23 protein-coding genes and 1 pseudogene are annotated in these 26,207 nt (G+C 68.1%); 8 read left to right on the forward strand and 16 right to left on the reverse strand.

Annotation, left to right across the window (positions count from 1 at the left end; translation table 11 throughout):
* Nucleotides 1-228: 228 nt before the first annotated feature.
* A complete protein-coding gene (locus tag GFH48_RS01395) occupies nt 229-1,128 on the reverse strand; it encodes an oxidoreductase (protein ID WP_153286468.1) in 900 nt (299 codons plus the stop codon).
* Between the two features lie 243 nt (nt 1,129-1,371).
* On the opposite strand from GFH48_RS01395, the gene GFH48_RS01400 reads away from it, so the two are divergent.
* Nucleotides 1,372-2,247, forward strand: a complete 876-nt coding sequence (locus GFH48_RS01400; protein WP_153286469.1) for an AraC family transcriptional regulator — start codon at nt 1,372-1,374, stop codon at nt 2,245-2,247.
* A gap of 231 nt (nt 2,248-2,478) precedes the next feature.
* Here GFH48_RS01400 and GFH48_RS01405 read toward each other — a convergent pair whose 3' ends face one another.
* The 6 genes from GFH48_RS01405 to GFH48_RS01435 form a co-directional block, all read right to left on the reverse strand.
* Entirely contained in the window at nt 2,479-2,769 is a 291-nt protein-coding gene (locus tag GFH48_RS01405) for a hypothetical protein (protein ID WP_153286470.1), read from the reverse strand.
* Nucleotides 2,770-2,888: 119 nt separating this feature from the next.
* Complete coding sequence (locus tag GFH48_RS01415; protein ID WP_194280453.1) at nt 2,889-4,211, reverse strand: hypothetical protein; 1,323 nt, start codon at nt 4,209-4,211, stop codon at nt 2,889-2,891.
* A gap of 379 nt (nt 4,212-4,590) precedes the next feature.
* Nucleotides 4,591-5,040, reverse strand: coding sequence for a transposase (locus GFH48_RS38885; RefSeq protein ID WP_228120250.1), 450 nt, complete (start codon nt 5,038-5,040; stop codon nt 4,591-4,593).
* A 36-nt stretch (nt 5,041-5,076) separates the two neighbouring features.
* Nucleotides 5,077-5,664, reverse strand: coding sequence for a DinB family protein (locus GFH48_RS01425; protein WP_153286471.1), 588 nt, complete (start codon nt 5,662-5,664; stop codon nt 5,077-5,079).
* A 1,106-nt stretch (nt 5,665-6,770) separates the two neighbouring features.
* Nucleotides 6,771-7,265 carry a hypothetical protein gene (locus GFH48_RS01430; RefSeq protein WP_228120252.1) on the reverse strand — a complete coding sequence of 165 codons (495 nt, stop codon included), beginning with the start codon at nt 7,263-7,265 and terminating at the stop codon, nt 6,771-6,773.
* A gap of 53 nt (nt 7,266-7,318) precedes the next feature.
* Nucleotides 7,319-7,894 (reverse strand): hypothetical protein, encoded by a 576-nt coding sequence (locus tag GFH48_RS01435; RefSeq protein WP_153286472.1) that lies wholly within the window; start codon nt 7,892-7,894, stop codon nt 7,319-7,321.
* 112 nt (nt 7,895-8,006) lie between these two features.
* On the opposite strand from GFH48_RS01435, the gene GFH48_RS01440 reads away from it, so the two are divergent.
* Nucleotides 8,007-8,696 (forward strand): TetR/AcrR family transcriptional regulator, encoded by a 690-nt coding sequence (locus GFH48_RS01440; protein ID WP_153286473.1) that lies wholly within the window; start codon nt 8,007-8,009, stop codon nt 8,694-8,696.
* A gap of 186 nt (nt 8,697-8,882) precedes the next feature.
* Here the strand turns inward: GFH48_RS01440 and GFH48_RS01445 are convergent, their stop codons facing one another.
* Entirely contained in the window at nt 8,883-9,221 is a 339-nt protein-coding gene (locus tag GFH48_RS01445; protein ID WP_228120254.1) for a S1 RNA-binding domain-containing protein, read from the reverse strand.
* 110 nt (nt 9,222-9,331) lie between these two features.
* Between GFH48_RS01445 and mihF the strand changes: the two genes are divergently transcribed.
* The gene (gene mihF / locus GFH48_RS01450) at nt 9,332-9,646 is read left to right on the forward strand and encodes an integration host factor, actinobacterial type (protein ID WP_153286474.1); all 315 of its coding nucleotides are present in this window, start codon (nt 9,332-9,334) and stop codon (nt 9,644-9,646) included.
* A gap of 408 nt (nt 9,647-10,054) precedes the next feature.
* Here mihF and GFH48_RS01455 read toward each other — a convergent pair whose 3' ends face one another.
* On the reverse strand, nt 10,055-11,146 hold the full coding sequence (locus GFH48_RS01455) for an alcohol dehydrogenase catalytic domain-containing protein (protein WP_194280454.1): 1,092 nt from the start codon (nt 11,144-11,146) through the stop codon (nt 10,055-10,057).
* A gap of 102 nt (nt 11,147-11,248) precedes the next feature.
* Here GFH48_RS01455 and GFH48_RS01460 point away from each other — a divergent pair, with 102 nt between their 5' ends.
* The 4 genes from GFH48_RS01460 (at nt 11,249) to GFH48_RS01475 (ending at nt 17,699) form a co-directional block, all read left to right on the forward strand.
* Complete coding sequence (locus tag GFH48_RS01460) at nt 11,249-12,142, forward strand: LysR family transcriptional regulator (RefSeq protein ID WP_153286475.1); 894 nt, start codon at nt 11,249-11,251, stop codon at nt 12,140-12,142.
* Nucleotides 12,143-12,915: 773 nt separating this feature from the next.
* Nucleotides 12,916-14,865 (forward strand): N-acetylmuramoyl-L-alanine amidase, encoded by a 1,950-nt coding sequence (locus tag GFH48_RS01465; RefSeq protein WP_153286476.1) that lies wholly within the window; start codon nt 12,916-12,918, stop codon nt 14,863-14,865.
* Between the two features lie 260 nt (nt 14,866-15,125).
* Nucleotides 15,126-15,878 (forward strand): SDR family oxidoreductase, encoded by a 753-nt coding sequence (locus GFH48_RS01470; RefSeq protein WP_153286477.1) that lies wholly within the window; start codon nt 15,126-15,128, stop codon nt 15,876-15,878.
* A 597-nt stretch (nt 15,879-16,475) separates the two neighbouring features.
* Nucleotides 16,476-17,699 carry an MFS transporter gene (locus tag GFH48_RS01475; RefSeq protein ID WP_194280455.1) on the forward strand — a complete coding sequence of 408 codons (1,224 nt, stop codon included), beginning with the start codon at nt 16,476-16,478 and terminating at the stop codon, nt 17,697-17,699.
* A 379-nt stretch (nt 17,700-18,078) separates the two neighbouring features.
* Here GFH48_RS01475 and GFH48_RS01480 read toward each other — a convergent pair whose 3' ends face one another.
* The 6 genes from GFH48_RS01480 to GFH48_RS01505 all read right to left on the reverse strand — a co-directional run bounded on the left by GFH48_RS01480 (nt 18,079) and on the right by GFH48_RS01505 (nt 24,941).
* Nucleotides 18,079-20,442 (reverse strand): glycoside hydrolase family 65 protein, encoded by a 2,364-nt coding sequence (locus tag GFH48_RS01480; protein WP_153286478.1) that lies wholly within the window; start codon nt 20,440-20,442, stop codon nt 18,079-18,081.
* On the reverse strand, nt 20,439-21,173 hold the full coding sequence (locus tag GFH48_RS01485) for an HAD family hydrolase (RefSeq protein WP_153286479.1): 735 nt from the start codon (nt 21,171-21,173) through the stop codon (nt 20,439-20,441). The genes GFH48_RS01480 and GFH48_RS01485 overlap by 4 nt, the downstream gene beginning before the upstream one ends.
* A gap of 380 nt (nt 21,174-21,553) precedes the next feature.
* Nucleotides 21,554-21,748: a hypothetical protein gene (locus GFH48_RS01490; RefSeq protein WP_153286480.1), complete on the reverse strand. Its 195-nt coding sequence runs from the start codon at nt 21,746-21,748 to the stop codon at nt 21,554-21,556.
* Between the two features lie 155 nt (nt 21,749-21,903).
* The gene (locus GFH48_RS01495; protein ID WP_153286481.1) at nt 21,904-22,521 is read right to left on the reverse strand and encodes a hypothetical protein; all 618 of its coding nucleotides are present in this window, start codon (nt 22,519-22,521) and stop codon (nt 21,904-21,906) included.
* 292 nt (nt 22,522-22,813) lie between these two features.
* The gene (locus GFH48_RS01500; RefSeq protein WP_228120256.1) at nt 22,814-23,164 is read right to left on the reverse strand and encodes a hypothetical protein; all 351 of its coding nucleotides are present in this window, start codon (nt 23,162-23,164) and stop codon (nt 22,814-22,816) included.
* 700 nt (nt 23,165-23,864) lie between these two features.
* Nucleotides 23,865-24,941: a hypothetical protein gene (locus GFH48_RS01505; protein ID WP_153286483.1), complete on the reverse strand. Its 1,077-nt coding sequence runs from the start codon at nt 24,939-24,941 to the stop codon at nt 23,865-23,867.
* Nucleotides 24,942-25,400: 459 nt separating this feature from the next.
* On the opposite strand from GFH48_RS01505, the pseudogene GFH48_RS38890 reads away from it, so the two are divergent.
* A pseudogene (locus GFH48_RS38890) lies at nt 25,401-25,736 on the forward strand (DUF4259 domain-containing protein); the annotation flags it as partial.
* A gap of 237 nt (nt 25,737-25,973) precedes the next feature.
* Here GFH48_RS38890 and GFH48_RS38895 read toward each other — a convergent pair.
* Nucleotides 25,974-26,165 carry a hypothetical protein gene (locus GFH48_RS38895; RefSeq protein ID WP_228121468.1) on the reverse strand — a complete coding sequence of 64 codons (192 nt, stop codon included), beginning with the start codon at nt 26,163-26,165 and terminating at the stop codon, nt 25,974-25,976.
* Between the last annotated feature and the right edge of the window lie 42 nt (nt 26,166-26,207).

Genomic DNA, 26,207 nt, shown 5'->3' on the forward strand with positions numbered 1-26,207 from the left:
CCAGGCGGACGGATGATGGTCAAGATCAGTTGTCCGGCCAGGAGCTTCTTCCCGTCCCGACACCGCATCCAACCCACATGGATGTGCTGGTCGTTGGGCGGATCAACGCCGCATCGCCTCAGACTGCACACTGGAGAAGGCGGACCTCGTCGGCCATCTTGCGCAGCCCGTCGATGACGATGAGGTCGGCCTCGCCGGGTTCACCGGTGGGGCCGGCGCGTGCGGAGATTACTCGGGGTAGACGACTCCCGTAGCCTCTTCGGCTACGTTCCAGAGCTTCTTGGCGACCGTCTCGTCCAGCGCGACTGCCTGAATGTCGGCCTTCGCCGGGTAGCCCTTGACTCCGTTTTCATGCGGTTCATACAGGTTCCCAGCCGTCGCTTCGCTGGACACGGCCGCGTACAGCGAAGGCAGCGCGCCCTGCCAGGGCTCCATGAAGCCGCCGAAGCGCTCCTTCATGGCGGCAACCTGCTCCTCGGTGCTGTGCCTGGTGATCTCGGTGCTGTTGGCTCCGGGCTGGGCGGCGATCGAGACGACCTGGTGTCCCTGAGCGCGGACCCTCCGGTCCAGTTCGATCGTGAACATCAGATCCGCCAGCTTGTTCTGGCCGTATTCCCGGCCGGCGTCGTAGCCCTTTTCCGACTTGAGATTGTCGAAGTCGATGACCCCTCGGACGTAGGCGAAACTGCTGACCGTGACAACGCGTGAACCCGGCGTTGCTTCAAGGAGCAGATACAGCCGGCCGGTGAGCGCGAACGGACCCAGGAAGTTGACGCCGAAGGTGTATTCCCAGCCCTGGCGGGTCATGCCGGCCGGCGGGGTGCCGACACCGGCGTTGTTGACCAGCACATCGAGCTGGGTGTGCTGCTGGAGGTACGTCTCAGCGAAGAGGCGGACGGAGTCCAGGTCCGCCAGATCGAGCACGCCGATCTCCAGCGACCCCGGACCCGACCGCTGTTCCATGTTCGCCTTCGCCTGTTCGGCCTTGCCCTGGTCGCGACAGGCCAGCGTCACGTTCGCCCCGGCCAGGTAGAGCGCCAGAGCAGTCTCGTAGCCGATACCGGAATTGGCACCGGTCACGATCACATTCTTACCTTCTTGGCCAGGGATTTCTGCCGTAGTCCACATTTAATTCTCCTCATCAGCCGATGTCGGTGCGTGTGTCCTCTTTGCCGCCCGTTGTTCCTCGCATTGCCGCAATCGGGCTGACGCGGAGGCCGGAAACGGCCAAGGGCCATAAAGAGCCCAGGGAGGTCGTGAATTCCATGCAACCACCACGGTCCGCCGAGACGTCAGAACGATCCTGCTGAAGGCTTGCCTGATCCTGTCGACATCGGCAGTGCTCGCCCGTGCGCGTGTTTCACTGACGTCATGGACCGGCTCCTCGACATCAAGAACGCCATCACTCGTCACGCGCGCGACGGCCTCACCCCTACTGCGCTGCCGGGCCTGTCGGTCATGCGCACGACCCGGACCAACCAGCCGTCCGGCGACGTGCTCGAGCCCGCGTTCGCACTCATCGCCGGCGGCCTCAAGCACACCGCCCTGGGCGGTGAGGTCTACGAGTACGGCCCTGGTGAGTACCTGGTCGCGACCGTCGACCTGCCCGTAGTGGGCAACATCATCGCCGCGGACGAGGACGATCCGTTCATGGCCGTCACGCTGCGGCTGCAGCCCGACCGGATCGCCTCGCTGCTGCTCGACACCGGCGGCCCCCACCGTCCCGCCCCCGCGCACTCCCTCTCGGCCTTCGGTGTCGGTCACGCCTCACCGCCGCTCCTGGACGCGATCGCCCGACTCCTCGCCCTGCTCGACCATCCCGCCGACCTCGCCGCGCTCGGCGCCGGCGTCGAACGGGAGATCCTCTGGCGTCTTCTCACCGGGCCCCAAGGGGCAACCATCCGCCAGATCGGCATCGCCGACAGTCGACTCGCCCACCTCACCCGCGCGGTCCGCTGGATCCGGGACCACTACAGCGAACCCCTGCGCGTCCCCGACCTCGCGACGACCGCCGCGATGAGCCCGTCCGTCTTCCACCGCCACTTCTTGACCCTCACCTCCATGACCCCGCTGGAGTACCAAAAACAGCTACGCCTCAACGAGGCCCGCATGCGCCTGCTCACCGGCCACCACGACGTCGCCGAAGTCGGATTCTCCGTCGGCTACTCCAGCCCCTCGCAATTCAGCCGCGAATACCGCCGCATGTTCGGCACCACCCCCAGTCACACCGCATCGGCACCGCGCTGAGACATTGACCAGCATCTCCTGTTCGAGACCGAAGCAGTAATCGTGCACATGGGCAGAGGCCGGCCCCGATTGAGGCGCAAGATTGATGCTTCTTGCCTTTTCTGTGAAGCTTCCACGGAAAAGTACAGGCGCGGGAGCACGTTAGAGATCTCCCACATCCCGTCTCTTCCGAGGCGGGGTGCGTCTACTCGCCAATCCTGCCGTTCCCGTAGTTGGTGGCGCTCCAGCAGGTCACGCAATCCGGTGGCGCTGGCCCATCACGGAGATGAGCGACCTGGTCTCCTCCCGCATCGATGCGGCCACGCTCCCACCGATGCCATGCCCAAGAAGTTCACGGTCGAAGGGAGAGGCTGCGCCGCGTACCGTCCTGCGGTCCACTCTCATGTAGGTGAAACCGAGCGAGTCCATCCGCCGCGGGACGAGCACGTTGCGCCCGTCGGAGAGCAGCGGACGCGCCATCGCTGCCGCCGCCTGGCGCCCGTCGATGTCCCGAGGCTCTGGCCATTGCGTCACGATGATCACCGCGTCCGCGCCTTCCCTCGCTCCGCAGGGGTGGCTTGACGTGTCGCCGACGTCGACGGAGCAGTCTCAAGCGGACGGCCAACCGGGTCCCAGCACCGGCGGCAAGACCGCAGGTTTGCCTACTCCTCCACCTGGTCGGTGCACACCGACCGGACTTCCTCCAACAGCTCTGGGTAGTGCTCGCCGTGCGTGCCCACCGAGTGCCACACCGCGCCCAGTGCCGCCTTCAGCGAGTCGGGCCCTGCAGCCGCGAGCACGGCGGGAAGAGCGACGTGCGGCTGTGAGATCCGCTCGGGGCCGCGCGCAGTTCCGGAGCCATGCACCAATGCCGCGCCGCACGCCACGCCGCCGGCAGGTGCCGGTGGGGCGCCGGCCGGCCCTGCCGGTACGATCCCGCCCACCTCACTGCCGAGGCCCCGCCTGGCCTTGTCCCCCGACTCCGCGGCCGGGGCCTGCGCCCACCCGACCACCGACGGCGTCAGTGGACGGTACGGCGGACGCCCAGGAGGTACCGCCTGGAGCACCGACCGCGCCGGGACCTGTGGATCGGAGCGCAGGGTCTCCCACATCCGGTCCGTGTCGTCGAACGGCGGCGGCAGCGGACGGCTCTCCGCCAATGCGGTGAGCGCCTGGACAACCCACGAAACACCGATCAGGCCCGCGGTCTCGCAGGCTTTCCGGGCGGCCAACAAGGCCACCGCGCGCTGGACCTCGGAACCGGCGCTACCAAGCGTGTGTACCAGATCGCTGTCGAAGCGGAGGAGGCCGCGGACGTTGCCCCCGGCACCGCGCAGCCTCTCGCTCGGCAGCCGACCGCCCCACTCCCTTCGCTCGCGGTGCAGTCGCCGCTCCTCGGCGGCCCGCTCTTCCGTCTGACGGGCCAGACGTTCAGTCTCGGCGCGCTCCTCCGGTGTCGGCGGTGGCGGAAGTTCGCGGGCGTAGCGGTGCCAGTAGGCGGCATTTTGGGAGGTCTGGCGGATCACGCGGTCCGGGCGGGGCTGCGAGGGCCAGAACTGCAGGAGGTAACTGTCCGCCTGCGGCTCCACGGACACTCTGGTGTCGAGCTTCCGTCCCTTGTCCATCCCCTGGGCGCAGTACCGCACCCGGTAGTCGGTCCGGGCCAGATGCAGGTTCCATGCGGCCTCGCCCGCACACTGCGACAAGCGGGTGTGTTCCGACACCGGGCGGAAGGACGCCTCCACCACATCGTCCCAGACGGGGTCCAGCGAAGGCTCCTCCTCGTGGACCTCCACCATGAAGCCGACGTTTCCTGTGTGCAGCCCGGTGATCAGCCAGAGCACACCCGGAACTGCCGCCCCGCACAGCCCTCCGCGCTGGCCCGCGAACGCCTCGGAAAGATCGGGGATCACACCTTCCGCATCGCTCTCGACGTAGATCTGACCGTAGTGAACATGCACCTCGCCCGCGACCGGCCTGCGCACAGCACCCCTCCCCTTTGTGGCCGACGGCCTCGCAAATCCTTCGGTCGGACGGGCCGTCACCTGCCCCGCATGATGCCCCAGGCCACTGACAACAGGTGTTCGACGAAGCTGACTTGGCCGCGAGGGCCGCCTGCGTGGGTTCGTGCCGGCCTGTCAGGCACGAGAGGGCTCCAATCGGTTGGGGAGGACGCGGAGTGGGTTACGAGTGGCAGGCACTGATAGCGGGAGACCACTTGCTGCGTGACGCGTCGTGGGAGATCCCTGAAGCCCGAGTGATGCCCCTCCACCAGGGGGTGGTCGCTGATGCCGATGACCGATCAGGTCTTCAACATCGTCACTGACGGAAGGGACTGAGAAGGCCTGGGGTTCTGAAAGCTGGTCAGAGGACTTCGAGACGCTGCTCGCCCGGTGGTCCTCGGCAGGGCCGATCGCCCAGGTGGAAGCCGAGCACTTCGGAGGGATCAGCGAGCAACGCGCCGCCGTCCGGGCCGACGGCTCGCTGGTACTCGGACCACTGGACGAGCCTGAAAACAAGCCACCGTCTGCGGTTCAACAGCTCGATCTGCATCGAGGACCGGGCCCCCTTGGCGTCGGTGCAGGTGCCGTCGTCGCGGTGGGCGGGCGACGTGCCGAACGTCGGCGGCAGATGCCGCCAGGCACAGCCGCTGGTCAGCACGTCTACCACTGCCGTGAACACGGCCCGCTCGTCACACGGTGCGGTCCCACCACCTTGCGGACGAGCAGCGAACGACGGCAGCAACGGGGCGGCCAGCTCCCAGAGTTCATCAGGCACCAGACGCTTCGATGGATCAGCACCCACGACCGGCATCCTGCCGCGCGAACATCAAGTCACGTGAGACAACCGCTAAGCCTTGATTGGTGCGGCCGACCTGGCGGCCTGCTCGATCTTCGCGCAGTAGGCCGCACGGGCTTCCTCGTCGATCTGCTTCTCGTGTTCGGCGCGCAACCCGGTCCGGCCGTCGAGGCCCTCGCGCAGGATATCGGCGTGCCCGGCATGCCGGACGGACTCGCTGAGGACATGGACCAGGATGGCGAACAGGTTCGTGTCGGCATAAGGCTCCGGCCACCACGGCACGTGGCCGAGGGCGTCGAGGGGAAGCTCGTTGATCGTCGCGTCCGAGTGTTCCCACGTGCGCCGATAGAACCCGGTGATCTGATCGCGGGTCTCGTCCTCGGTCGCCCACAGATCGCTGCCGTTGGAGTGGTCCTGCCACCGGGGCAGCGGTTCCGGAGAAGGGCGGTCGAAGACCTCGCCGAAGTACCTGGCCTCGACGCTGGCCACGTGTTTGACCAAGCCGAGGAGGTTGGTCCCGGTCACTGTCAACGGTCGGCGGGCGTCGTATTCGGACAAGCCGTCGAGTTTCCAGAGCAGCGCCTCGCGATCCCGCCGCAGTCTCCCGTGCAGGTTGGCTTTCGCGAATTCATCGATCATGCGCCATGAGCCTGCCATGGGCTGCTCGTGGTCTCAAGATCCCCTACATGGTCCGCAACGACGCAGAACCGAGGCCTGCCATGGCCGCCGCCCTGACCTGCTTGCAAGAAGCTCGCGAAACTTGCCACGTGAGACAACCTCTCAGCCGTATGCGCCCCGGAAAGCAACTGCCGGCCCTTGCCCGCGGACAGCGGCCGTCCTGACAGAGCAGCAGGTTCGCTCCGTGACGCATGACATCGAAACTGCCCCTGCAGTGCGGCAGCGTGAAACCGGCAACCCAGCCGGAAAACGATCGCCGCGATCCCGCTGGACCGGATTCGGGCAACAAGAGCGAGCTGCGTCCGCCGCCGTCCACCAAGTGTCCGGATTCCCGACGCCACGGGATTCGACCTGCCAGGACGCGGGGCGCGGATTGAAGCCCAGCAGATTGCCGCTGCCATGGTCTCGATCTATCATTGGAATGGCATTCTCCTGGCATCACCCAAAGACGCTGGTTGGTTTGCCGAAGTCTTTCGACAATCCCTCCATCCCTTCTTGCTGGAGGATACCCATGATCCGCATGTCTCGCACGCAGCATCTTGCGGTGCTCGCATCCGCAGCCGCCTTGACTGCGGGAGGCACACTGCTACCTGCTAGCGCATTCGCTGCTTCGGCGCCGTCGCGCACCGCGACAACAGCGACTGCTCCCGCTGACCAGGGCGATGACACAGGCTCAGGCAATGGCAATACCAACCGACCCCCCGACTGCATGAGCACCAGTCGCGGCTGCGGCCCGTTCGGCCAAGGAAACACCAACAACAAGCCGCCCAAACCCGACCCGAATACCAACCGACCCCCCGACTGCATGAGCACCAGTCGCGGCTGCGGTCCATTCGACCAAGGAAACACCAACAACAAGCCGCCCAAACCCGACCCGAATACCAACCGACCCCCCGACTGCATGAGCACCAGTCGCGGCTGCGGTCCATTCGATCAGGGAAACACCAACAACAAGTCCAACCGGACTGACAGCGGATTTGGCACAATGGCCGGAGACGGCACCTAGTGAGTGCGCGATCGGGCTGAAGCCCAGGACGACATCACGTCATCCATCCAGATCGTCAAATTTATGGCGGCGCGCGAATGATGGCGTCATGACACCCGCTCCGCGGTTTGAGGTCGTGAAACTGGAAGCGACTTTTCTTCCGGTGCATGCCACCTTCGAGGCCGCCCGAGAAGGAGGCCCGGCGACCCACCAGGCGCCGATCGAGGAATACTTCCAAAAGACTTGGGCGGGTGGGGTTCTTGTCGAGGCGGACCGGACGGCCGTCGCGGCGCCCCCAGCCCTCGTCGGCCAGGCCGGTCAGCAGGTGATCAGCAGTGCGGGCAACTTCCTCCGGAACGGCGCGGACGGCCTCGGTGACCAGTTCCAACCGGGCCAGGTCACGCACGGCGGCCAGGACGTGGGTGGAGTCGGTGCGCTCCGTGGCGCGCTCGCGCACGAGGCCGGCTTCCTTCAGGCGGGCGCGCGTCAGATCGAGAAGGCGGTCTGCGCGGCCGTCCTGGCCGAGGCGCACGCGGAAGTCGGCCAGGACGCTGTGGTGGAAGCCGGGATCGTCCAACTCCAGGACCATGGCGTACTTGAAGTCGATGCGTCAGCCGAACGACGCGGAGATCAGCGTATGGGCGCTCGGCCCTCATGTGTCGAACGGGACAGGCGGAACGCCGAGATGACGAAGAAGATCCCTCCGAGCGTCGCATAGCCGGCGAGGGTGGTCAGCGAGGGGTCGTCCTGTGAGGCGCTTCGGATGAAGGTCGCGCCGGCCAGCACCGAAATCCCGCCGCTGAAGATCATGGCCCACTGGCCACCCATGGACCGGCGCGCCGTGCCCACGAGGAGCTGGACCAACCCGGAGACGACCGCCCACGCTCCCCAGACACGGAGCACGTCGGCGACACCCGAGGCACTGGCAACCGCGATGCCGACGGCGGCGAGCGAGCTGATGGCGATGTTGACGTACAGACCCTTGAGCGGCCCGTCCCCTCGCGTTGACCTGACATCGGCGATGGCCGCGGCCACGTCGAAAGCCGGGTAGGGGAAAAGCAGCAGCTTGGCCCCTACGGACAGATTCGAGTCCGCTACCAGCAGGAGCAGCCCCGCCCACGCGACGGCGAAGGCGAAGCGGATGACGTAGAGCCGACGCAAGGCGGACGGGGCGCCGGCGCGTTTCGCGGGAACGGTGGATGCCATGGGACTCTCCGATTCATGTGGAGTAGAGAGAACGTTCTCCCTTGGCCCAGAGCCTGGCACACCCCCCGCCCCAAAAACAAGAGAGATCGTTCTACCTGCTACAATCGGCTGCATGAGAGGGACGGAAACCGGCGATGGCACCGGCAGGCGAGTCTCCGAGGCCCGGGAGCGGCTCCTGAGGACCGCCGGGCGGCTCTTCTACGCCGAGGGCATCAACACGGTGGGCGTGGACCGTCTGGTTGCCGAGGCGAAGGTCACCAACGCCACCTTCTACCGTCACTTCCGCAGCAAAGAAGAGCTTGCCGTCGCCTACCTCGCAGGCGTCGATCAGGCGATCCGCGCCCAGATCGACTCCTTGATGAACGCGGATGTGCCGGCCGACGGCATCCTGCGCGGCATCGGCGCGTCCCTGGTCGAGCAGATCCGCTCGACCGGTTACCGCGGGTGCGCGTTCCTCAACGCGGCGGCGGAATTCCCCGCTCCCGACCACCCGGTCCACCGAGCCGTCGTACAACACCGCGAGTGGTTCCTGCAGACAATCACCGGCCTGTTCGCCGAGATTGCGGCCACGCAGGCCGAGCACGCCGGGCGGCACTTCGTGATGCTGCGGGACGGCGCAATGAGCGCCGGCTACCTCGGCGACCCGGTCCTGGCCGGCGAGACCTTGCTGCGCGGCGTCGAAGGACTGCTGCGAATCCACACCGCTCGTGGACTCGACGAGCGTTCCCCCTCCGCACCCGGCGAGGAGACCTCGGCGACCGCCGCGGTCTCCGACATCGAGTGCTCGCCGCCCACCGCGTAACCGGTATCGGGCGCGACCGGCAGCGTCGAGCAGGCCGCAGGTGCGGTCTCCTGCCGGAATGGAACGTACAAGAGGCCCAAGTACCGCTGCCGCACAGGTTCACCGGGTTGGAGGTGAGGCCTCGTCCTCACCAGGCAGGCCGGGAGACTGGAGCACTCGCACAGGGGAGACAGTGACACACAGGCGTCACCGGAGGTCTGGTGAGCCCTCACGTCGGGAGAGTGCCGGCCTGCGCCGTTGTCGGTGGATTTCCGTGACGACGACCATGACCTCGTCGCCGACCTGGAGGACGGCCGACGGAGTCCCCACGGACACCCTGGTGAGCTCTCGTAGGAGAACCAGTCCCTCAATGCCTTCGGCGACCTGCACGAAGACGCCGAACAGGACCACCTTGGTGACCTGCCCGCGCAGCGTCTTGGGCCACCGCGTTCCTTCTGTTGGCCTGGGACAGCGTGAACTACCGGCCTCCCGTGGGACCCTCGCCCAGATGGGCAGCTTCTCTCGCCGTCGACGGGAGCAGCACACGTCACGGGCCTCCGGCTTGGGTGACCTCCCCGGCAGGCCACGGACGCCCGTTGGTCGTCGGGAGGCAGAGGGGCCATGATGTCCAACTACCGCACCACGGAAGGATTCTCATGCCACTGCCCCAACTCACCCCCGAGGCCCGCGCCGAAGCGCTGACCAAAGCCCTGCACGCCCGAAAAGAACGCGCCGCGCTGCTCAAAGCACTCAAGACTGGCGGCGTTTCACTGCCCGCGCTTCTGGAGCGCGAAGACGACGTCATCGCCAAGACATCCGTCCGCCGCGTCCTCGAGTCGCTGCCCGGTATCGGGAAAGTACGCGCCCGCGAGCTCCTCATAAACCTCGGCATCGCCGAGACACGCAAGGTCCAAGGCCTCGGCCCGCGACAGCGCGAACGCCTCTGCCAGCAGTTCCCTGCCTCGGACTGAACCGAACTGATGGCCTCGACACAAGCACACCCGCCACACTCCGCGCAGCCATGACGCCTCTGCGAACGGCACTCCCTCCGCGGCCTCTGCCCGCGGCGCCACTGCGGGCCGCGCACGCGCCGCCCACACCGCGCACCACCGCGCAAAGCAGCCCGACCCATGTGTGCCGAGCGACCGAATCGACAGCCCTCCGCACCGACGGCTGACGGCCCGCCGGGTACGAGCTCGCCACCGGCCGGCTTGGCCCCTCACGGCGGTCTCGTCGAGCCCGCCGCGGATGCACTCCGGGCCTCCTCTGTACTCCGTGCTTCCTCGCGGATGGGGTCCACGGCGTCGAAGGAAACAGCCCCGGCCGGGACGCGTCCCGGCCGGGGCTGTCGCATGTGCTCCTGAAGGGTGGTCCCCCGGTCAGCCGGCCGGTTGTGGGGTGAGAGTGGTGCGGTCGAACGGACCGCCATGTACCGCGGCGTACGCGATGGCGTCGTTGACGGCATCAAGGCCGAACGACCGTACCCGCTCAGGGGCGAGGTCCAGCGCGCCCGAGGCGAGGAGCCGGATGATGCCGACGTTCGCCGCGCGCGGGTACATCCACTGCCCGCGCACCGTCACCGAGTTGCGCATGACCCACGGGTACGGGAGTGCGAAGTCGTCGCCACCGAGCATGCCGACGCCGCCCATGAGGACGACGCGGCCGTACTCGCGCACGGTCATCGCCGCCGTGCGCGCCGCCGAGCTGGGTGCGCTCGGTGGGAGCAGGTCGATCACCATGTCGATCGGGCCGTCGCCCGCCGCGGACATCGCCGCGTGGTCCCCGGCCTCGTCCCCGGTCAGCGGGACCGGGTGCACGCGCGGACCGAACCGGGCGGCGAGAAGGTCGAGCGCGGCCCGGTTGCGGCCCGGGGCGACCACGCGACCCGCCCCCATCGCCAGCGCGACCGCGACCGCACTGCTACCGAGGTTGCCGGTGGCCCCGCTGACGAGCAGCGTCTCACCGGCTTCGAGGCCGCCCGCCAGCAGCCCGCCGTATGGGATGACGTGCACGCCGAGCGCGGCCCAGCGAGCCGGGTCCTGCCCTGCGGTGGCGGGCAGCGGAAAGACGTTCTCCGTCGGGACCCGCATGAGTTCGGCGAACGATCCGTCGTGCACGTACCGGGCGAGCCGCGCGCCGCCCTCGCCGCGGGAACTCCAGCCCTGGAGCGTGATGTCGGGTGTCAGGGCGTCGTCCCGCGAGCGCACCGTGGAGTCGCACCACACCAGGTCGCCGGCTCGCAGCCGGGTGGCATCCGGGCCGACATGGACGACCCGTCCCACGCCGCCGACACCGGGCACGACCGGAGGGACCAGGGGGTAGTTCCGTTCGCCGCTGAATACCTCGGCCGCGTACGGGGGCACGCAGGCGGCGAGCACCTCAACCACCACCTCTCCCCCACCGGCCCCGGGGTCGGGCACCTGTCGCACCGAGAGAGGGGTGCCGAACCCCGTCAGAACCGCTGCTCGCACCTGATGACCTCCATGTTCGTCCGAGTTCCCGGGATCGACACTAGGAGCCCCCACCACCATGCGGGAAGCGATGATCTGGCATCCGTGGTATGCGTAGGGCGCATGGACATCTCCACTGTGGGCCTGCGGGTCCTGCGACAGATCGCCGAATCCGGCAGCTTCACCGCCGCGGCCGCCCGGCTCGGCTACACGCAGTCGGCGGTCTCGCGCCAGGCCGCCTCCCTCGAACGGAGCGCGGGCGCCGTCCTGTTCGAGCGCCGCTCCGACGGGGTGCAGCTCACCTCCACGGGTCTGACCCTGCTGCGGCACGCCCGCACGATCCTTGACTCCCTCGCGGCGGCCGAGCGCGACCTCACCGGCACCGCCCCGCAGACCGAACTGGTGAGGCTCGGGGTGTTCCTGAGCGCGGGCGCGGCGATCCTCCCTGCCGCACTCGCACGGCTCGCGGCGACCGACCCACACATCACGGTCACTACGATCGAGGGCACAACGCCCACCCTGGGCCGGGCGCTGCGTGCTGGCTCGATCGACCTTGCCCTTCTGACGTCCCGTCCGCCCCACCGTCTGTCGGACGGGGAGTCGCCGCGCCTGCACGTCGAGACCCTCGCGGACACCGAACTGGCCGTCGCGGTAAGGTCGACCGGAGAATTCGCAGGCCGTACCACCGTGCACATCGACGAGCTGGTCGACGCCCCGTGGATCGCCACCCCGTCGTCGAACTCCGAGCCGCTGCTCGGCGTCTGGCCCGGCCTGCCCGGACGGCCGCGGATCGTCCACTCCGCACGCGACTGGCTGACCAAGCTCCAGCTGGTCGCCGGCGGCTTCGGCGTGACGACGGTGCCGTCCCGGCTCTCGCCCGCGCTGCCGCTCGGGGTCAGCCTGCTGCCCGTCGAGGGTGCACCCCCCGAAATCCGCCGGGTCCTTGTGGCGCGCCTCCCCGGCCGCCCCGCCCCTGCGATCACGGCCGTCACCAGGGCGATCGCCTCCACCGTCTGATACGTGCTGTCGGAGCTGTCGGATTCGGTGCCGTAGCCCGCCGGCGGCGCACACCATCACGTGGGCCCCGCCACTGGCCGGGGCCACTGCCCGGGGCCACTTCTCACCAGGAGCAAGAGGATCGGGCCGGACGTCGACGCCGGCCCCACGCAGCCCTCGCCGTGCTCTGCGAGCGTATTCACGGCCCGGACTGGGGCCGCATCGTCGCGGCGGATCCAGTCGGCGAGCGCCGGGACAGGCCGACTGTCTGTTGCGGACGCCGAGGGAGCGCGGAGCAGGCGGCCCGGAGGAGCGTGGCGGGCGGACGCCGCGCGGGAACCCGGGGCGAGAGGGCGGCGCCAGGAACGAGCGGAAGTGCAAAGCCCCTTGAGGGCAGCGGGTCGACTTCCTTGCTGCGAGGACCCGTTCAAGACCTTCACACCTTCGTCGCCCAACCGCAACGCGTTCACATGCATCGACCACGTAGGATCATTGCGTCGTCAAGCAAATCGCCCGTGACGTCCGTCGTCACGGGATGCCTTCGTCATGGCCAGGGCAGCCCGCACGGCAACGTGGCCGGTGCGGGCGGCTCACACCCTGGTTCGCGACGACGGCCTTCCGGAGCCAGTGACGCCGGCTGGGTCGCACGCACTGGAGCGGATTCGGGTGCAGAAGACCGGTCGGACAGCGATCGGGGATCAACGCCCGCCGGCATGCGTGGCCCCCGACGGCGACCTGGCCGGCGAAGTACTCGACGACTTTCCACTTCTGAACTCCCCCAAAGGATCAGCACCTTGCACAAGAGGAAGACCCGGCGCCGGCGTGTGACGCTCGCGATCGCGATGGGCGCGGTGGCCGCAGGCGGCCTCGCCGTCCTGCCGGTCACCGCGCTGGCCGACACGACGAACGGCTCCGCGGGCGCCGCGAGCAGCGCCCGGCAGCAGGACTTCGCCTCGGCCGCGGCGGAGTACCACGTCCCGTCGAGCGTCCTGCTCGGCCTGGCGTACCAGGAGTCGGCCTGGGAGTCGCACGGTGCGCAGGCCAGTGCCGACGGCGGTTACGGGCCCATGCACCTCACCGACGTGACCCCGGCCATGATGGCCTCCGGCGGCGCGGGCGCCGTCGGGCGCGGCGATCTGAAATCGATGGCCGCGAACCCGGCGTTGCACACTCTGCAGGCCGCCGCGAAGCTGACCGGTCTGTCCGAGGACGTGCTGCGCGAGGACCCCGCGGCGAACATCCGCGGTGGCGCGGCCCTGCTGGCCTCGTACGAGAAGCAGGTGGCCGGCGGCGTGCCGGCGGACGCGGCCCAGTGGTACGGCGCGGTCGCCCGCTACAGCCAGTCGACGCGGAAGCAGGACGCGGCGGGCTTCGCCGACCGCGTGTACGCCACTGTCCGCGGCGGCGCCGGCGTCACCACCAAGGACGGCCAGCGGGTCCGGCTCGACGCCGCCCCCTCGGTGAGCCCCGCCACCGCCCAGGTGGACCGACTGCGCCTGAAGGCCGCCGCGGCCACCGACACCGAATGCCCGCCGGCCGTGCCGTGCAGCTTCGTGCCCGGCTCCCCGGCCGGCATGCAGGTGTCGAACCGCCCCGCCAACGGCATCAAGATCGACACCATCGTCATCCACGATCTGGAGGGCACGTACGACTCCGGCGTGGCCGGTCTCGCCAATCCGTCGAACATCGTGTCGACCAACTACGTCATGCGGTCCTCGGACGGCGCGGTGACGCAGATGGTGGCCACGAAGGACATCGCGTTCCAAGCGGGCAACTACTCCTCGAACCTGCACTCGATCGGCATCGAGCACGAGGGCTACGCCGCGCAGGGCGCCACCTGGTACACCGAGGCGCAGTACGAGTCCACGGCCTACCTCGTGCAGTACCTGGCCAACCGGTTCGACATACCGCTGGACCGCCAGCACATCCTGGGTCACGACGACGTCGCCGGACCCAGCCTGAGCGGTGTCCGCGCGCAGCACTGGGACCCGGGACCGAGCTGGGACTGGGACCACTTCATGCGTCTGCTCGGCCGCCCCCTCAGCGGCCTGCGCGGCACCGCGCCCGTGGGCTCGGTCGTGACCATCGACCCCGTCTTCGAGACCAACCTGCAGACCGTCCAGGTGTGCCCGATCGACGACCCGACCGGTGCGACGACCGCGTGCGTGGACCGGCAGCAGGCGTCGAACTTCGTCTTCCTGCGCACCGCGCCCGACGCGTCCGCCCCGCTCTTCGGCGACCAGGCGATCCACGGCACGGCCGCGGGCACGGACAAGATCAGCGACTGGGGCAGCACGGCACAGACCGGCCAGCAGTTCGTCGTCGCCGACCAGCAGGGCGACTGGACAGCCATCTGGTTCAGCGGCGCGAAGGTGTGGTTCTACAACCCGGACGGCCAGAACACCAAGCAGGCCTACGGAGTGAAGGTCATCTCCGCCGCGGGCAGCGACCCGGTGGCCATCTACGGGTCGAGCTACCCGGACGCGTCGGAGTACCCGGCCGGCCTGGGCGCCTCGACGCAGGCCCCGATCAGCGGGTACAGCCTTCCCGCGGGCCAGGCGTACGTCGCCACCCAGCCGCCGAACGCGACGGTGGACTACTTCAAGTCCAGCGGGACGGTCGTCACCGGCGCGAAGACGCAGTACACGATCCAGTACAACCACCGCGTGGCGCTGGTGTACTCGGGCGACGTGACGGCCACTCCCGTGTCCAAGCACTGGGAGGACAGCGGCGCGAAGCGCTGACGCGCAGGCACGCGGGCGGCCGTCAGCGCCAGTTGTCGAGCGGTGGCCCGGCCGGGGCAGTGAGCCCCGGCCGGGCCACCGGCATGTACGCGGTGAGCCGGGTCGCACGCGGCCGCACCCTGCCGGTCCGGACGGTGGCACCCGGGCCGGGCCGCCGGCGCGCGGCACGCTGTAGTCGAGGCTCGCTTTCTTGACCAGTTCGTCCACAACGGTTAACGTTATGGACGAACTGGTCAATAATCATCGAGGGGCGGCACGTCATGACGGAAATACTCGCAGGCAAGGTGGCAGTGGTCACCGGGGCGAACAGTGGCATCGGGCTGGCCACGGCACAGCGCTTCGCCGCTGAAGGCGCCCACGTGATCATCACCGGCCGACGCCAGGACGCGCTGGACGCGGCGGCGGCCGAGATCGGCTCAAACGTCACCGCCGTCCGCGGGGACATCGCGAATCCGGCCGACCTCGACCGGCTCTTCGCTGTCGTCGCCGAGCAGGGCCGCCGCATCGACGTGCTTTTCGCGAACGCGGGCGGCGGGGAATTCGCGACCCTGGAGGACGTGACGGAGCAGCACTTCGACGACACGTTCAACATCAACGTCCGGGGAACCCTCTTCACCGTACAAAAGGCGTTGCCGCTCCTCAACGACGGTGCTTCGGTGATCCTGACCGGTTCCACCGCCGCGACCACCGGTGGGGAGGCGTTCGGCGTGTACGCCGCGTCGAAGGCCGCGATCCGCTCCTTCTCCCGCACCTGGGCCAACGAGCTGCGCGGCCGTGGCATCCGCGTCAACACGCTGGTGCCCGGACCGATCAAGACCCCGGGTAACGCCGGCCTGGCACCCGACGAGGAGGGGGCCAAGGCGCTCCACGACCTCTTCGCGCGGCAGGTGCCCCTCGGCCGGATGGGCGAGCCCGCCGAGGCGGCTGCGGCAGCACTCTTCCTCGCGTCCGACCAGAGCAGCTTCGTCACCGGGACCGAGCTCTACGTCGACGGCGGCCTGAACCAGATCTGAGTGATCCACCGTTCCGAAGCGGTGGGCCGAAGGGGACCCCCGCCCACGGGATCCCAGGACTCACCTGCCGCGTGCCCCTGTCGGCCTCTGTCGGCCCGAGGCGATGCTGCCCGAACGACGCAGAAGGTCACCGGCGCGGCTGTGGTACGCGTCAATCGGTCGGCGATCTCGGCCGCGTTTTCTCCGGTTCGCCGGGGGGCGGTCCAGGCGGCGAACCGGGCGTGTAGTGCGCCGGTCGGGAGATGTGAGCGCTGCACCTCACCGCGGTCACATGAGGTTGTTCGACACAAACCTCTGGTCAAGCGGGGGATCAGCCCGAAACCGTGGCCCTTGTTTCCTTCAGGACGGCTGAAGTAACGGCCCACCGGCCACACCTGCCCCGCTCCCGTCCAGGTGCCCACCGAGCTTTTGACGTAACAAAGAGAGTTACATCTCATGCGACGCCGGCTCGACCATCCACGGACCCGCGCGCTTCGCCTCGTTCTCCGGCCACGTCGCTGTGACCCCTGCCACCCCCGTCCACGGTCCGCAGCACAGCCGCCGCGCGACAACGCGGCACGGGCAACCGCGGCCCCGTTCCTTCAGGAGAGAAGAAGCATGAGTGACCACTCCAGCTCGGCATCGGTCGTCGGCCGGCCGGAAACCCTACGAGTACCAACTCGCGCCACGCCCTCGGCGCCGAGCAACTGGCCGGCCGTCGCCTCGGTCGCCTTGATGTCCTTCGTGCTGGTGCTCTCAGAGTTCCTGCCGATCGGGCTCCTGCCTGTCATCGGCTCCAGCCTCCACGTCTCCGTCGGCACCGTCGGCCTGGTCGTCGTCGTGCCCGGACTCATGGCTGCGGTCACAGCGCCCCTGCTCACCATCGCCTCGGGAAGGCTCGACCGGCGCAAGGTCCTGATCGCGCTCGCGCTGTCCATCACGGCTTCCAACGTCCTGGCAGCACTGTCCCCCGATATGCCGGTGATGGCAGCGGCCAGGATCCTGCTCGGCATCGGCGTCGGCGGATTCTGGGCGATGGGCGCCGGCGTCGCCGCCCGGCTGGTGCCCGCCGAAGCCGTTCACCGAGCCACCTCGCTGATCACCGCCGGCATCTCCGCCGGCACCGTCGTCAGCCTGCCGCTCGGCGCACTGGTCGGGCACCTGGCCGGATGGCGGACCGCGTTCATCGTTGCCGCCGGTGCCGCCCTGCTCGCCCTTGCGGCTCTGGCGCTGCGACTGCCCTCGCTGCCGCCCACCGGAGCCATCCGCATGGCCACGCTCACGTCGTCCCTGCGTAATCGGGCTGCCCGCATCGCCCTGCTGGCCACCGGCCTGATCTTCTTCGGGCACTTCGCCGCCTACACCTACATCACCCCCTACCTGGAAGAGAAGGCACATTTCGGCTCATCTGCCGTGACGCTGGTCCTGCTCGGATACGGCGTGGCCGGACTGGCCGGCAACTTCGCCGCCGGCGCGATCATCGGCCGGAACCTGCGCGCGGTCTACATCACCGCCGCTGTCCTGGTCGCCGCCGCGGTCGGTCTGCTCACCACGCTGACCGACATGGCCCCCGCAGTCGTCGTACTCGTCATGATCTGGGGTGCGGCCTTCGGGGCAGTGCCCCTGGCGCTGCAGACGTGGATCCTGCGGGCTACCCCTGAGGCTCCGGAGAGCGGCATGGCGCTCCTGGTCAGCGCGTGCCAGATCGCACTCGCCACCGGGTCACTCATCGGCGGCCTGGTCGTCGACGGATACGGCACCTCGGCCGGCTTCGCCCTCGGCGGCACGCTCGCCCTGCTCAGCGCGGTCACCCACATCCGCCCGCGCCTGCCCCGCGGATGACCCCGGCCGCAGAGGCAACTTCGACCGCGGTGTTCGTGTCACGCTCAGGAGTGACGGGCGGCCTCGTGCACCTTGTCACCGCGCCACAATCGAAGAACAGCCGACCTGGCCGGCCACCGTCTTCCGGGAGCCGCCTGGTTGAGGGGAAATACCGATGAACTTGCCTCCTCTTGACTCGGAACGCCGATGAGGGTGTCTGTGTCCATCACGCCCGTGCCGCCCGGTCTCTGGACGTCCGGACGGAGCCGGGCGGGGAGCTGTGGGGCTGGACAGGACGCACTTGGGGAGGCGCCCGGCCCGAGCGTCGGCCGCGGCGCACCGAGGGGAACGCACGTCTGCGTAGGCGGCTGGGTCTGGGCGCGGGGTTGCCGCCAGGCATTCATGGGCTCCTGTGGTGCAGCCTGAGCTGACCGGGGCGGCGGCCCCGAGGTTGTTCAGGGGCCGGACGGGCGGTGACGCCGGGGACGGGGCGGCTCACCGGAGAGCGAGCGGTGAGGGTGAGTGTTTCGCCGTGGTGCCGAACGGTCATCGTCTGGCCGGTCAACAGGGTGTAGGTGGCGATTCCTGTCTTGATCTCCACACGCAGGCGGCGGCCCCAGATCCCCATGTGAAAAGCGAGCCGGCTGAGGTTCTCAGGCAGTCGGGGCGTGAACGACAGTGTGGTGCCGTCGTGGCGCAATCCTCCGAAACCGCAAACCAGGGCCATCCAGGTTCCGGCCAGCGAGGCGATGTGCAGCCCGTCCCGCGTGTTGCTCTCCAGGTCATTCAGGTCCATCAGTGCGGCTTCGGCGACATAGTCGTAGGCGAGTCGTTCATGGCCGACCTCGGCTGCGATGACTGCCTGGCAGCACGCGGACAGTGACGAGTCGCGGACCGTCATCGGTTCGTAGTAGGCGAAGTTACGGGCCTTTTGTTCGGTGTCGAAGGACTGGCCGCACGTGTACATGGCCAGCACCAGGTCCGCCTGCTTCACCACCTGTTTGCGGTAGATGTCGAAGTAGGGGAAGTGCAGCAGCAAGGGGTACTGGCCGGGTCGGGTGGCGGCGAAATCCCACAGCTGGTGTCCGGTGAACCCCGCGTGCTGCTCATGCACCTGCAGTTCGTCGTTGTAGGGCAGGTGCATGGCCTCTGCGGCGTCACGCCAGGTCGCGGTCTCCTCGTCGTCCACGCCAAGAGCCGCTGCCTGCTGACGGTGGCGGTCGGCGCTGTCGGCCGCTGCGCGCAAGTTCCTGGCAGCCATGAGATTCGTGTACACGTTGTCGTCGGCGACCGCACTGTACTCGTCGGGCCCGGTCACGCCGTCGATGTGGAAGACGCCGCGGTGGTCGTGATGGCCCAGCGACGTCCACAGCCGCGCTGTCTCCACGAGAAGCTCCACCCCGCTGGTCTGCTCGAAGTCCTCGTCGCCGGTGGCGGAGACGTAGCGAATGACAGCGTCCGCGATATCGGCGTTGACGTGGAAGGCGGCCGTGCCGGCCGGCCAGTAGGCGGTGCACTCCGAACCATCGATGGTCCGCCAAGGAAATGCGGCTCCGCGCAGCCCCAGCTGCTCGGCTCGGTCCCGGGCCGCAGGCAGGGTGCTCTGCCGCCAGCGCAACGCCTCGGCGACGGCACCGGGCGACGTGTAGGTGAGCAGCGGCAGGACGAAGGTCTCGGTGTCCCAGAATGAGTGACCGTCGTAGCCGGTGCCCGTCAACCCCTTGGCGGGGATGGCCCGCAGCTCGGCGCGGGCGCCGGCCTGCAGCACGTGGAACAGCGCGAACCGCACGGCCTGCTGGATTTCCTCATCTCCGTCGACTTCGACATCCGACCGTGCCCAGAACTCGTCCAGGTAGTGCCGCTGCTCATCCACCAACCCTTGCCAGCCGGTGCTGCCGGCCGCTGCGAGAGCGGCTTGCACCTGGTCCCGTACGGCGGGCAGGGAACGCATGCGTGACCAGCCGTAGGCGACCAGCTTGTCGATCCTCAGCTTCTCGCCCGGGACCAACGACGACATGACCGTCAGGCGCGCGACGTCGTCGCTGCTCTCGCCACTGGTCTGTGTCCGCTCGGGCCCCTGTACGGTGTGGTCGGCCGAGGCCGCGACGCGCAACTTGCTGTTGCGCGTGCAGTGCATCAGCAGCAGACGGTTCCCCAACGCACAGTTCTCCTCGGCGTCGAGGGGCCTCTCCACAGCCGCGGCTCCGCGGGGATCGCCTGCGACGGGCGGAAGTTGTTCGTTGGCGACGAGTTCAGACTGCACCACGACGCGCACCGGGGCGTCGACCGCTTCGACCTCGTAGGCGATCGCGGCGATGGAGCGCTGGGTGAAGGAGACCATCCGAGTGGAGCGCACCCGTACCGTGCGGCCCGCCGGCGACGTCCACGTACAGCTGCGGTGGAGCAGACCGGCACGCATGTCCAGCACACGCTCGTGGCTGCGGAGCCTGCCGTAACGCAGGTCGAAGGGCTCATCATCAACCAGTAGCCGCAGAATTTTGCCATTGGTGATGTTGATGACGGTCTGGCCCGACTCGGGGTAGCCGTACCCGCCTTCCGCATAGGGCAACGGGTGCAACTCGTGGACGCCATTGAGGTACGAGCCGGGCAGCCCGTGAGGCTCGCCCTCGTCAAGATTTCCCCGCCAGCCGACATGACCGTTGGAGAGCGCGAAGACCGATTCGCTCTGCGGCAGCAGAGCCAGGTTGAGAGGCGTCTCCTTCAGGACCCACGGATCGACGGCGAAACAAGTGTCCGTGATCATCCCAGGTGCTCCAGCTCAGCGAGGTCCTGCACGACAATGTCGGCGCCGTGGGCGAGCAGAGCGTCCGCCTGGCCGACCCGATCGACGCCGACCACGTAGCCGAAGTCGCCCGACCGACCCGCATCCATTCCAGCCAGTGCGTCCTCGAAGACAGCCGACACCCGAGCTGTGACACCCAGATCATGTGCGGCGGCCAGGAACGTATCAGGATGCGGCTTACCCGGAAGCCCGCGCTCTGCTGCCACCAGCCCATCGATGCGAACGTCGAACAGCGACTCAGCCCCGACCGCCACCAGGATCTCCCGGCAATTCGCGCTGGAGGACACGACACCCGTCTTCAGTCCGTGCTGCCGAACCGTTCGGACATAGCGCATGGTGCCCGGGTACGCTTCGACACCCTCCGCGCTGATCTTCTCCAACAGAAGATCGTTCTTACGGTTCCCCAGCCCTTGCACCGTGTCCCCCTCATCACCCGGGGTCCCCTCGGGAAGCCTGATGCCGCGCGAGGCGAGGAAGCTGCGCACACCATCGGTGCGTGGCCTTCCGTCCACATACTCGTCATAGTCCTGGGTGACGTCGAACGGCGTGAAACCGGCTCCGTCGCGCCGCAACAGGAAGTCGTCGAACGTCTGTTTCCAGGCGGCCGCGTGCACGACGGCCGTCTTCGTGATGACACCGTCCAGGTCGAACAGGCACGCTTCGATCGATTCCGGCAGGCTGTACGGCCTCATCGAGTGCCCCCTCCAGGAGAACGTCGCTGAGTGGGCCGAGGATGTTGTTCTGCTGCGTCTGAGGGCCTCCTGTCCGGCGGGGGATCACCTCCCGGCTACGCCTCCGCCCACCCATTACGATCCTCCCGGTTCTGGGCGAGTGCAACAAACGTATGCACCAGAGCGCCGGGGCGTCCGCACGGAATCCCGCAGTCGATATTCCCGAAGTCTTTGCCTGATGGGAGCGGATCTGGCACGGCCTGGAGACACCACTCGACCGGTCGCACGCTTTCCCTCTGCCTAAAGGCTACCGGTCCGGCGAGAATTCATAACGGCCACCGTGAGTCAGACGGTGGAACCTGACGGGCGTTGAGGAATCGGCGGCGGCGGTTTTGAAGTCGTCAAGCCCGGAGCGGAACACCGAGAAGCCGTTGCAGTGGATCGGGATCGCAATATGCGGCACGACGATCTCCGCTGTACAGCCGGAAAAGCCGTTCGTCGCCGTTGCAAAAGTCCAGCAGATCGCCGTTGACGGACATCAGCAGGTCCGCCATCGCGAAGTCGCTGATGTGCTCGGCGGGCATGGCCGTCACCACGAGCCGAGCATTGCCCTTTCGGACTGCCTGACAGCGAGCGCAGAGTGCGTCGTCGGCCGGGGCCGCCCGCTCGTGGAGCGCGCGAGACGAAACCTTCGGCAGACGCCATGTGCTGTCTTGCCTCCTGGGAGCTCTTCCGGAGTGCGGGTGGGGTTTCAGAAAAGGCGATCGGCCCTGCCCAGAACGACGAGTTCGGTGCTGCCCAGCACCTCCGCGAGCGCCTGCGGTACGCCGCGCATTTGGAGGTGGTCCCACTGTGCGCGGTGGATCACCTGGTCCGGGTGACCGAGCGCGTGCAGCACGTCCCAGTGCAGGGCCTGGGCCCAGACGTACCCCGGGTCGCCGTCGACGTCCATGTCCTCGGCGTCGATCGGGATGTCCGCGAGCGCGGAGGCCAAGCGGTGGCTGTCCACGGGCCCGGCGGCGAAGTCCAGGAACGCAGTGGGATCCGCGCCCACGGGTGCCCGGTTGACGTTCTCAGCGTCCCGGTCCGGCCAGGAGTCGTAGCGGTGGGCACGAACTCCGTCCCGCCAGACCTCCAACTCCAGTCGGTCACCGTCGTATGGGAAGGCCGCCAGCACCGGGACTCCCAACTCGGCGCTGATCGGCCCGGCGAGCGTGAAGACATCGTTCTCGTCGACGAACCGGTCCGGATGGGCGAGACAGAATCTCGGCCCCGCGGGGGTCGCGTAGCCGGCCGCACAGAACTCGCCCAGGACGAGGGCCGCCTGTTCGAGCGGCTTGGGAATCAAGATCGTGCCGTACGTGGTCACGGCCTCACCTCCTGGGACGCGGTGACCCTATGCGGCGGTTACGCCGCACGGCAAACGAAATACGTCCACTTCAGAAGTGCGCCCCGCGCCCCGTCCGGTGACCTCTCCGCGTGGGGAGATCCATCGAGCAGTTCTGGGGTCAATCCCGAGCAGGAGATGACCGTTTTTCAAGGAATGTCATCAACTCCTGCTCGACTTCTCCCAGGAGGGGCATCAGCCGGTCCGCCGCCGCTCCGGCACCCAGGAACGCCCCGGCCCGGGACCGAGAGCCGGGCCGGGGCATTGTCCGGTGTCAGGCGGGGTGGGTGTAGCGGATGGGCTTACCCAGGCTGAGGGCGTATGCGATCTCGCGTCGGGTGCTCTCGCCCATGTACCCGCCCGGATTGACGACCAGGACCTCGTCGGCGAGGTCGATCTTCCGCAGATGCAGTTCTTCCAGCTGCGCCTTGAGGCGGTCGGCGCGTTTCAGGTCGGACCAGAGCGGGTGCGGCTGCTTCATATTGCAGCCGAGGGAGAGAACGATGCGGCCGGCCGCGGTCTCGTAGAGGGCTGCTTCGGTGAGTTGGTCCCAGTACCTGGTCGACCCGCACAGGACGACGATCGGCGGACGGGAGACGGTGGGGTGGGGGGTCTGCTGGTGCACGTGCATCCTTCGTGGGCATGCGGTGGAACCTGAGGGCGGCTGCCCCGAGGCCAGTTGGTGAGCTGCAGGTCAGCCGAGGCCGACGGATCGCGTGGCCCGGCGGTTCGGTTGCGGTGACCCGATCCGTCCAGCCTCGGGTGGCTTGCACGGGTGCGATGCCGCGCGGTGCCTCGCTGTACAACCAGCGGTCGCGCCGGTCGTCGCGGGTGACTGTCCGGCGCGCGGTGCCGTATGCGACGGCGGCGAGCTGTCGCCAGACGCAACGGCTGGGCTTTCCGCAGCCGGGGCATTCGGACTGGACGCAGGCGTCCTCTCGCGCGAGCCATTCGACATCGATGAGGGCGACCCGCTGCGCGTGGCTGACGTCGGCGGTTGTCTCCTTGTGCTCCCAGCCGTAGCTGTCGGCGCTGTCGCTGCGGACGGAGAGGATCCACCGGTGCTGGGTGCCGGAGGGCAGAAGGTCGTCCAGATCTCGGCTGTCCTGCATACGGTGGCCCCACACTCTCCGGTAGTAGGCGGCGGGGACGGCAGGGACGCGCCGGTCGGTGAGGTGTCCCCGGGCCAGGGGCTTTCGCCTTCTCCGAGAGTGGCGACGGGAATGCCGTAAAGAATCTCGAAGGCGTCCTCGCTGCCGGTGAAGGCGAAGGTCTCACCTGGCTTGGCAGCGAAGTACGCGGTCATGTGTGGCAGGCCCGGCAGTTCATTGGATCAGGTCGGTGTGCGGATGTTCGGGGGAAACCGGGCAGAGGTAAATTTGCATGTTGTCCGTGCTGCCTACTTCTACCTTCGTCGGCTGCGAGGGATCCTGGCCCGCGTAATGAGAGCCCGCGAGGGCGGCGGCCTGGTCTTCCTGCGGCGCCCAACTGTGGCCTTCACCGCCGTCCCACTCCCAGGAAGCGATCGTCAGTAGTGGGACCATCCGCACCTCGCACACAGCGCAGTACCGGGGGTTCGGGTCGGTGCGACCCCAAGGGGGCCAGCCGCCGACCTTCCAGCCGGGCGCGTTGCCCAGATGAATGGAGTAGAAGTCGCGCGGATACTCCGCGTAGGAGCTGTCCACGCCGGCGCCGGCTGCCTGCCACCTGTTCCAGTCCTCCAGCATCCGCCGCAGCTCCGGGTTCAGATCAAGGCTGTTGGGGTAGTCGGTGATCGCTTCTGGCGCCAGCACGCACGGCTCTGGAACGTAACCCGGATAGTCCGCCTCGTACGGTTCCGGTGGTGTGGCGAGGATGTCGACGACCTCCGCGGCGGACCGCCAGAACAGTGCGGTCGACGGTTTGTAATTCGGTTCGTGCTCGTACGGGCACCAGAGAATCTGAAGCAGATCGGCCTGCCCGGGCGGCCGCAACAGGGGTATGTCACGGAGGAACAGCTGAGCCACGGGCAACATGGGGACCGGGCATTCGGCGGGCCAGGGAGGACCCGCGTCGAGCCGTTCGGCGAGCCACGCGGCATTGCGCGCCTTGAGCGCTTCCTCCTCGGGCGTGAGCACGGGAGGCCGTTCATCAGGGCGCCACCGGGACTGCAAGCGGTTCTGGAGCCGCACTTCGGTCGGTGACCGGCGGAATCCAGTGTCCACGTGCAGGTGCGCGTCTTCGCAGTGCGGCCACGGCTCCTCTGTCGGCCACAGCAACGGCCCGCCGACCGAACTGTCCCTGACAGAAGGCGACCCCGGACGCGGATGCAGCCGTATGGCAGGTCGCGCCAACGGAGCCAGCTCGGGAAGGACCGCGGTCACCTCAACAGGCCGCGGCGGAGTAGTGCGTACGAATCCCATGCCGGCGATCCTGTCACCAGCCACCGACAGTCCCCCGCCGCCTCAACCCGCGTCAGCCCTCAACTGGTTTCTGAGCCAGGACACGGTAGTCGGAACCGGCAGAACCGGGCGGGGCGGCGTCTCTGGCCAGCGGGACGTGCTTGTTGGCACTGAGTGGTCACGCTTCACGCGACCAGTCGTGGGATGCGTCCGCCGACCCCGGATCAGCTTGTCGATGAAGGCGAGCTGATCACAGTAGAGGTCGCCGAGGTCGATCCGCGGCGTCACCGGGTGCGGCTGTGCACGACCGTTGACTCGACCGGGTCGTCCGTCGGCTCTGAGAGATGGAGGAACCCCGCGACGTCGGGAGTAAGCAACCCGGCCACGGCCAACGGAACCTGAGTATCAGCATCGATGTCAGTGCCTGATGCGAGGATCCAGACGACCTTACGCAGGGAGATCGGCATGGGCATCCGGGACATGGGTCCCTTCGGCAACGACGCAGCCGCGGACTTCGCCGACGCTCTCGACGACCCCGAGTCCGGGGCAGGTGAAGCTCAGATCCGAGGCGTCCTCGTCCGCACGGTCATCACCACGGGCTGTCTCGGGGAAGCGGACGAAGCGGTGTCCGCCGCGGCACTCGTCGCGGCGCAATGCCCGGGAGGCGAACCTGCCGTCGACACGCCCTACAACCCGGAAACGCCTATGCCCGTGTTCCCTTGCGACCTTCGGACGCTCGCTGACGAGGCCCTCGCCCGCATCGCCGGCGACGAAGCCGGGTTGGCCTCGAAGCGGGTCGACCCGGAGGACTGGAAGCGGTGGCAGGCCACACTCACACGCCTTCGCGCAGTGCTTGTCCCGCCGTCCCCTTCCATCGCACTCTTCGACGTCCAGCCACAACGAAGCGTCACTTGCACGGAAATTGACTCAGAACCCGAGAAACGGACTGTATATGTTCACGACTTCGAAAGGCGTTCAATCAGCCGCGGTCGAGCGTCCCGACTGCACACGCGAACCAACCGGGCGTTATCCAAACTACACGTGCTGACACATTCATGTCGAAAGATCAATACCGACAAACCGATACAGCTCGACAGATCCACGCGGGCGGATGTCCTGAACAGAGAGGTGGGTCGGGAAGCCCGAGGCGCCCGGAGGCGATGCCGTCACCTCCGCTTTTCCCGCGAAGATTTGCCGACCGGGTCCCGTGTCTGCGATCTTATCCGAGGCGGCGATCTCGAACATCACCCTCAGCGGCCGACACCCCTCGATCAGCCCAAACTCAGG

The organism is Streptomyces fagopyri (assembly GCF_009498275.1).
Taxonomy (GTDB): domain Bacteria; phylum Actinomycetota; class Actinomycetes; order Streptomycetales; family Streptomycetaceae; genus Streptomyces; species Streptomyces fagopyri.

Excerpts from the sequence above, each read along its gene's own strand:
- GFH48_RS01485 (WP_153286479.1), bottom strand. The coding sequence starts at position 21,173 with ATGAGGCCGTACAGCCTGCCGGAATCGATCGAAGCGTGCCTGTTCGAC.
- GFH48_RS01440 (WP_153286473.1), top strand. The coding sequence starts at position 8,007 with ATGAGAGGGACGGAAACCGGCGATGGCACCGGCAGGCGAGTCTCCGAG.
- GFH48_RS01480 (WP_153286478.1), bottom strand. The coding sequence starts at position 20,442 with ATGATCACGGACACTTGTTTCGCCGTCGATCCGTGGGTCCTGAAGGAG.
- GFH48_RS01395 (WP_153286468.1), bottom strand. The coding sequence starts at position 1,128 with ATGTGGACTACGGCAGAAATCCCTGGCCAAGAAGGTAAGAATGTGATC.
- GFH48_RS38885 (WP_228120250.1), bottom strand. The coding sequence starts at position 5,040 with ATGCCGGTCGTGGGTGCTGATCCATCGAAGCGTCTGGTGCCTGATGAA.
- GFH48_RS01435 (WP_153286472.1), bottom strand. The coding sequence starts at position 7,894 with ATGGCATCCACCGTTCCCGCGAAACGCGCCGGCGCCCCGTCCGCCTTG.
- GFH48_RS01460 (WP_153286475.1), top strand. The coding sequence starts at position 11,249 with ATGGACATCTCCACTGTGGGCCTGCGGGTCCTGCGACAGATCGCCGAA.
- GFH48_RS01425 (WP_153286471.1), bottom strand. The coding sequence starts at position 5,664 with ATGATCGATGAATTCGCGAAAGCCAACCTGCACGGGAGACTGCGGCGG.
- GFH48_RS38895 (WP_228121468.1), bottom strand. The coding sequence starts at position 26,165 with ATGTTCGAGATCGCCGCCTCGGATAAGATCGCAGACACGGGACCCGGT.
- mihF (WP_153286474.1), top strand. The coding sequence starts at position 9,332 with ATGCCACTGCCCCAACTCACCCCCGAGGCCCGCGCCGAAGCGCTGACC.
- GFH48_RS01400 (WP_153286469.1), top strand. The coding sequence starts at position 1,372 with ATGGACCGGCTCCTCGACATCAAGAACGCCATCACTCGTCACGCGCGC.
- GFH48_RS01505 (WP_153286483.1), bottom strand. The coding sequence starts at position 24,941 with ATGGGATTCGTACGCACTACTCCGCCGCGGCCTGTTGAGGTGACCGCG.
- GFH48_RS01470 (WP_153286477.1), top strand. The coding sequence starts at position 15,126 with ATGACGGAAATACTCGCAGGCAAGGTGGCAGTGGTCACCGGGGCGAAC.
- GFH48_RS01475 (WP_194280455.1), top strand. The coding sequence starts at position 16,476 with ATGAGTGACCACTCCAGCTCGGCATCGGTCGTCGGCCGGCCGGAAACC.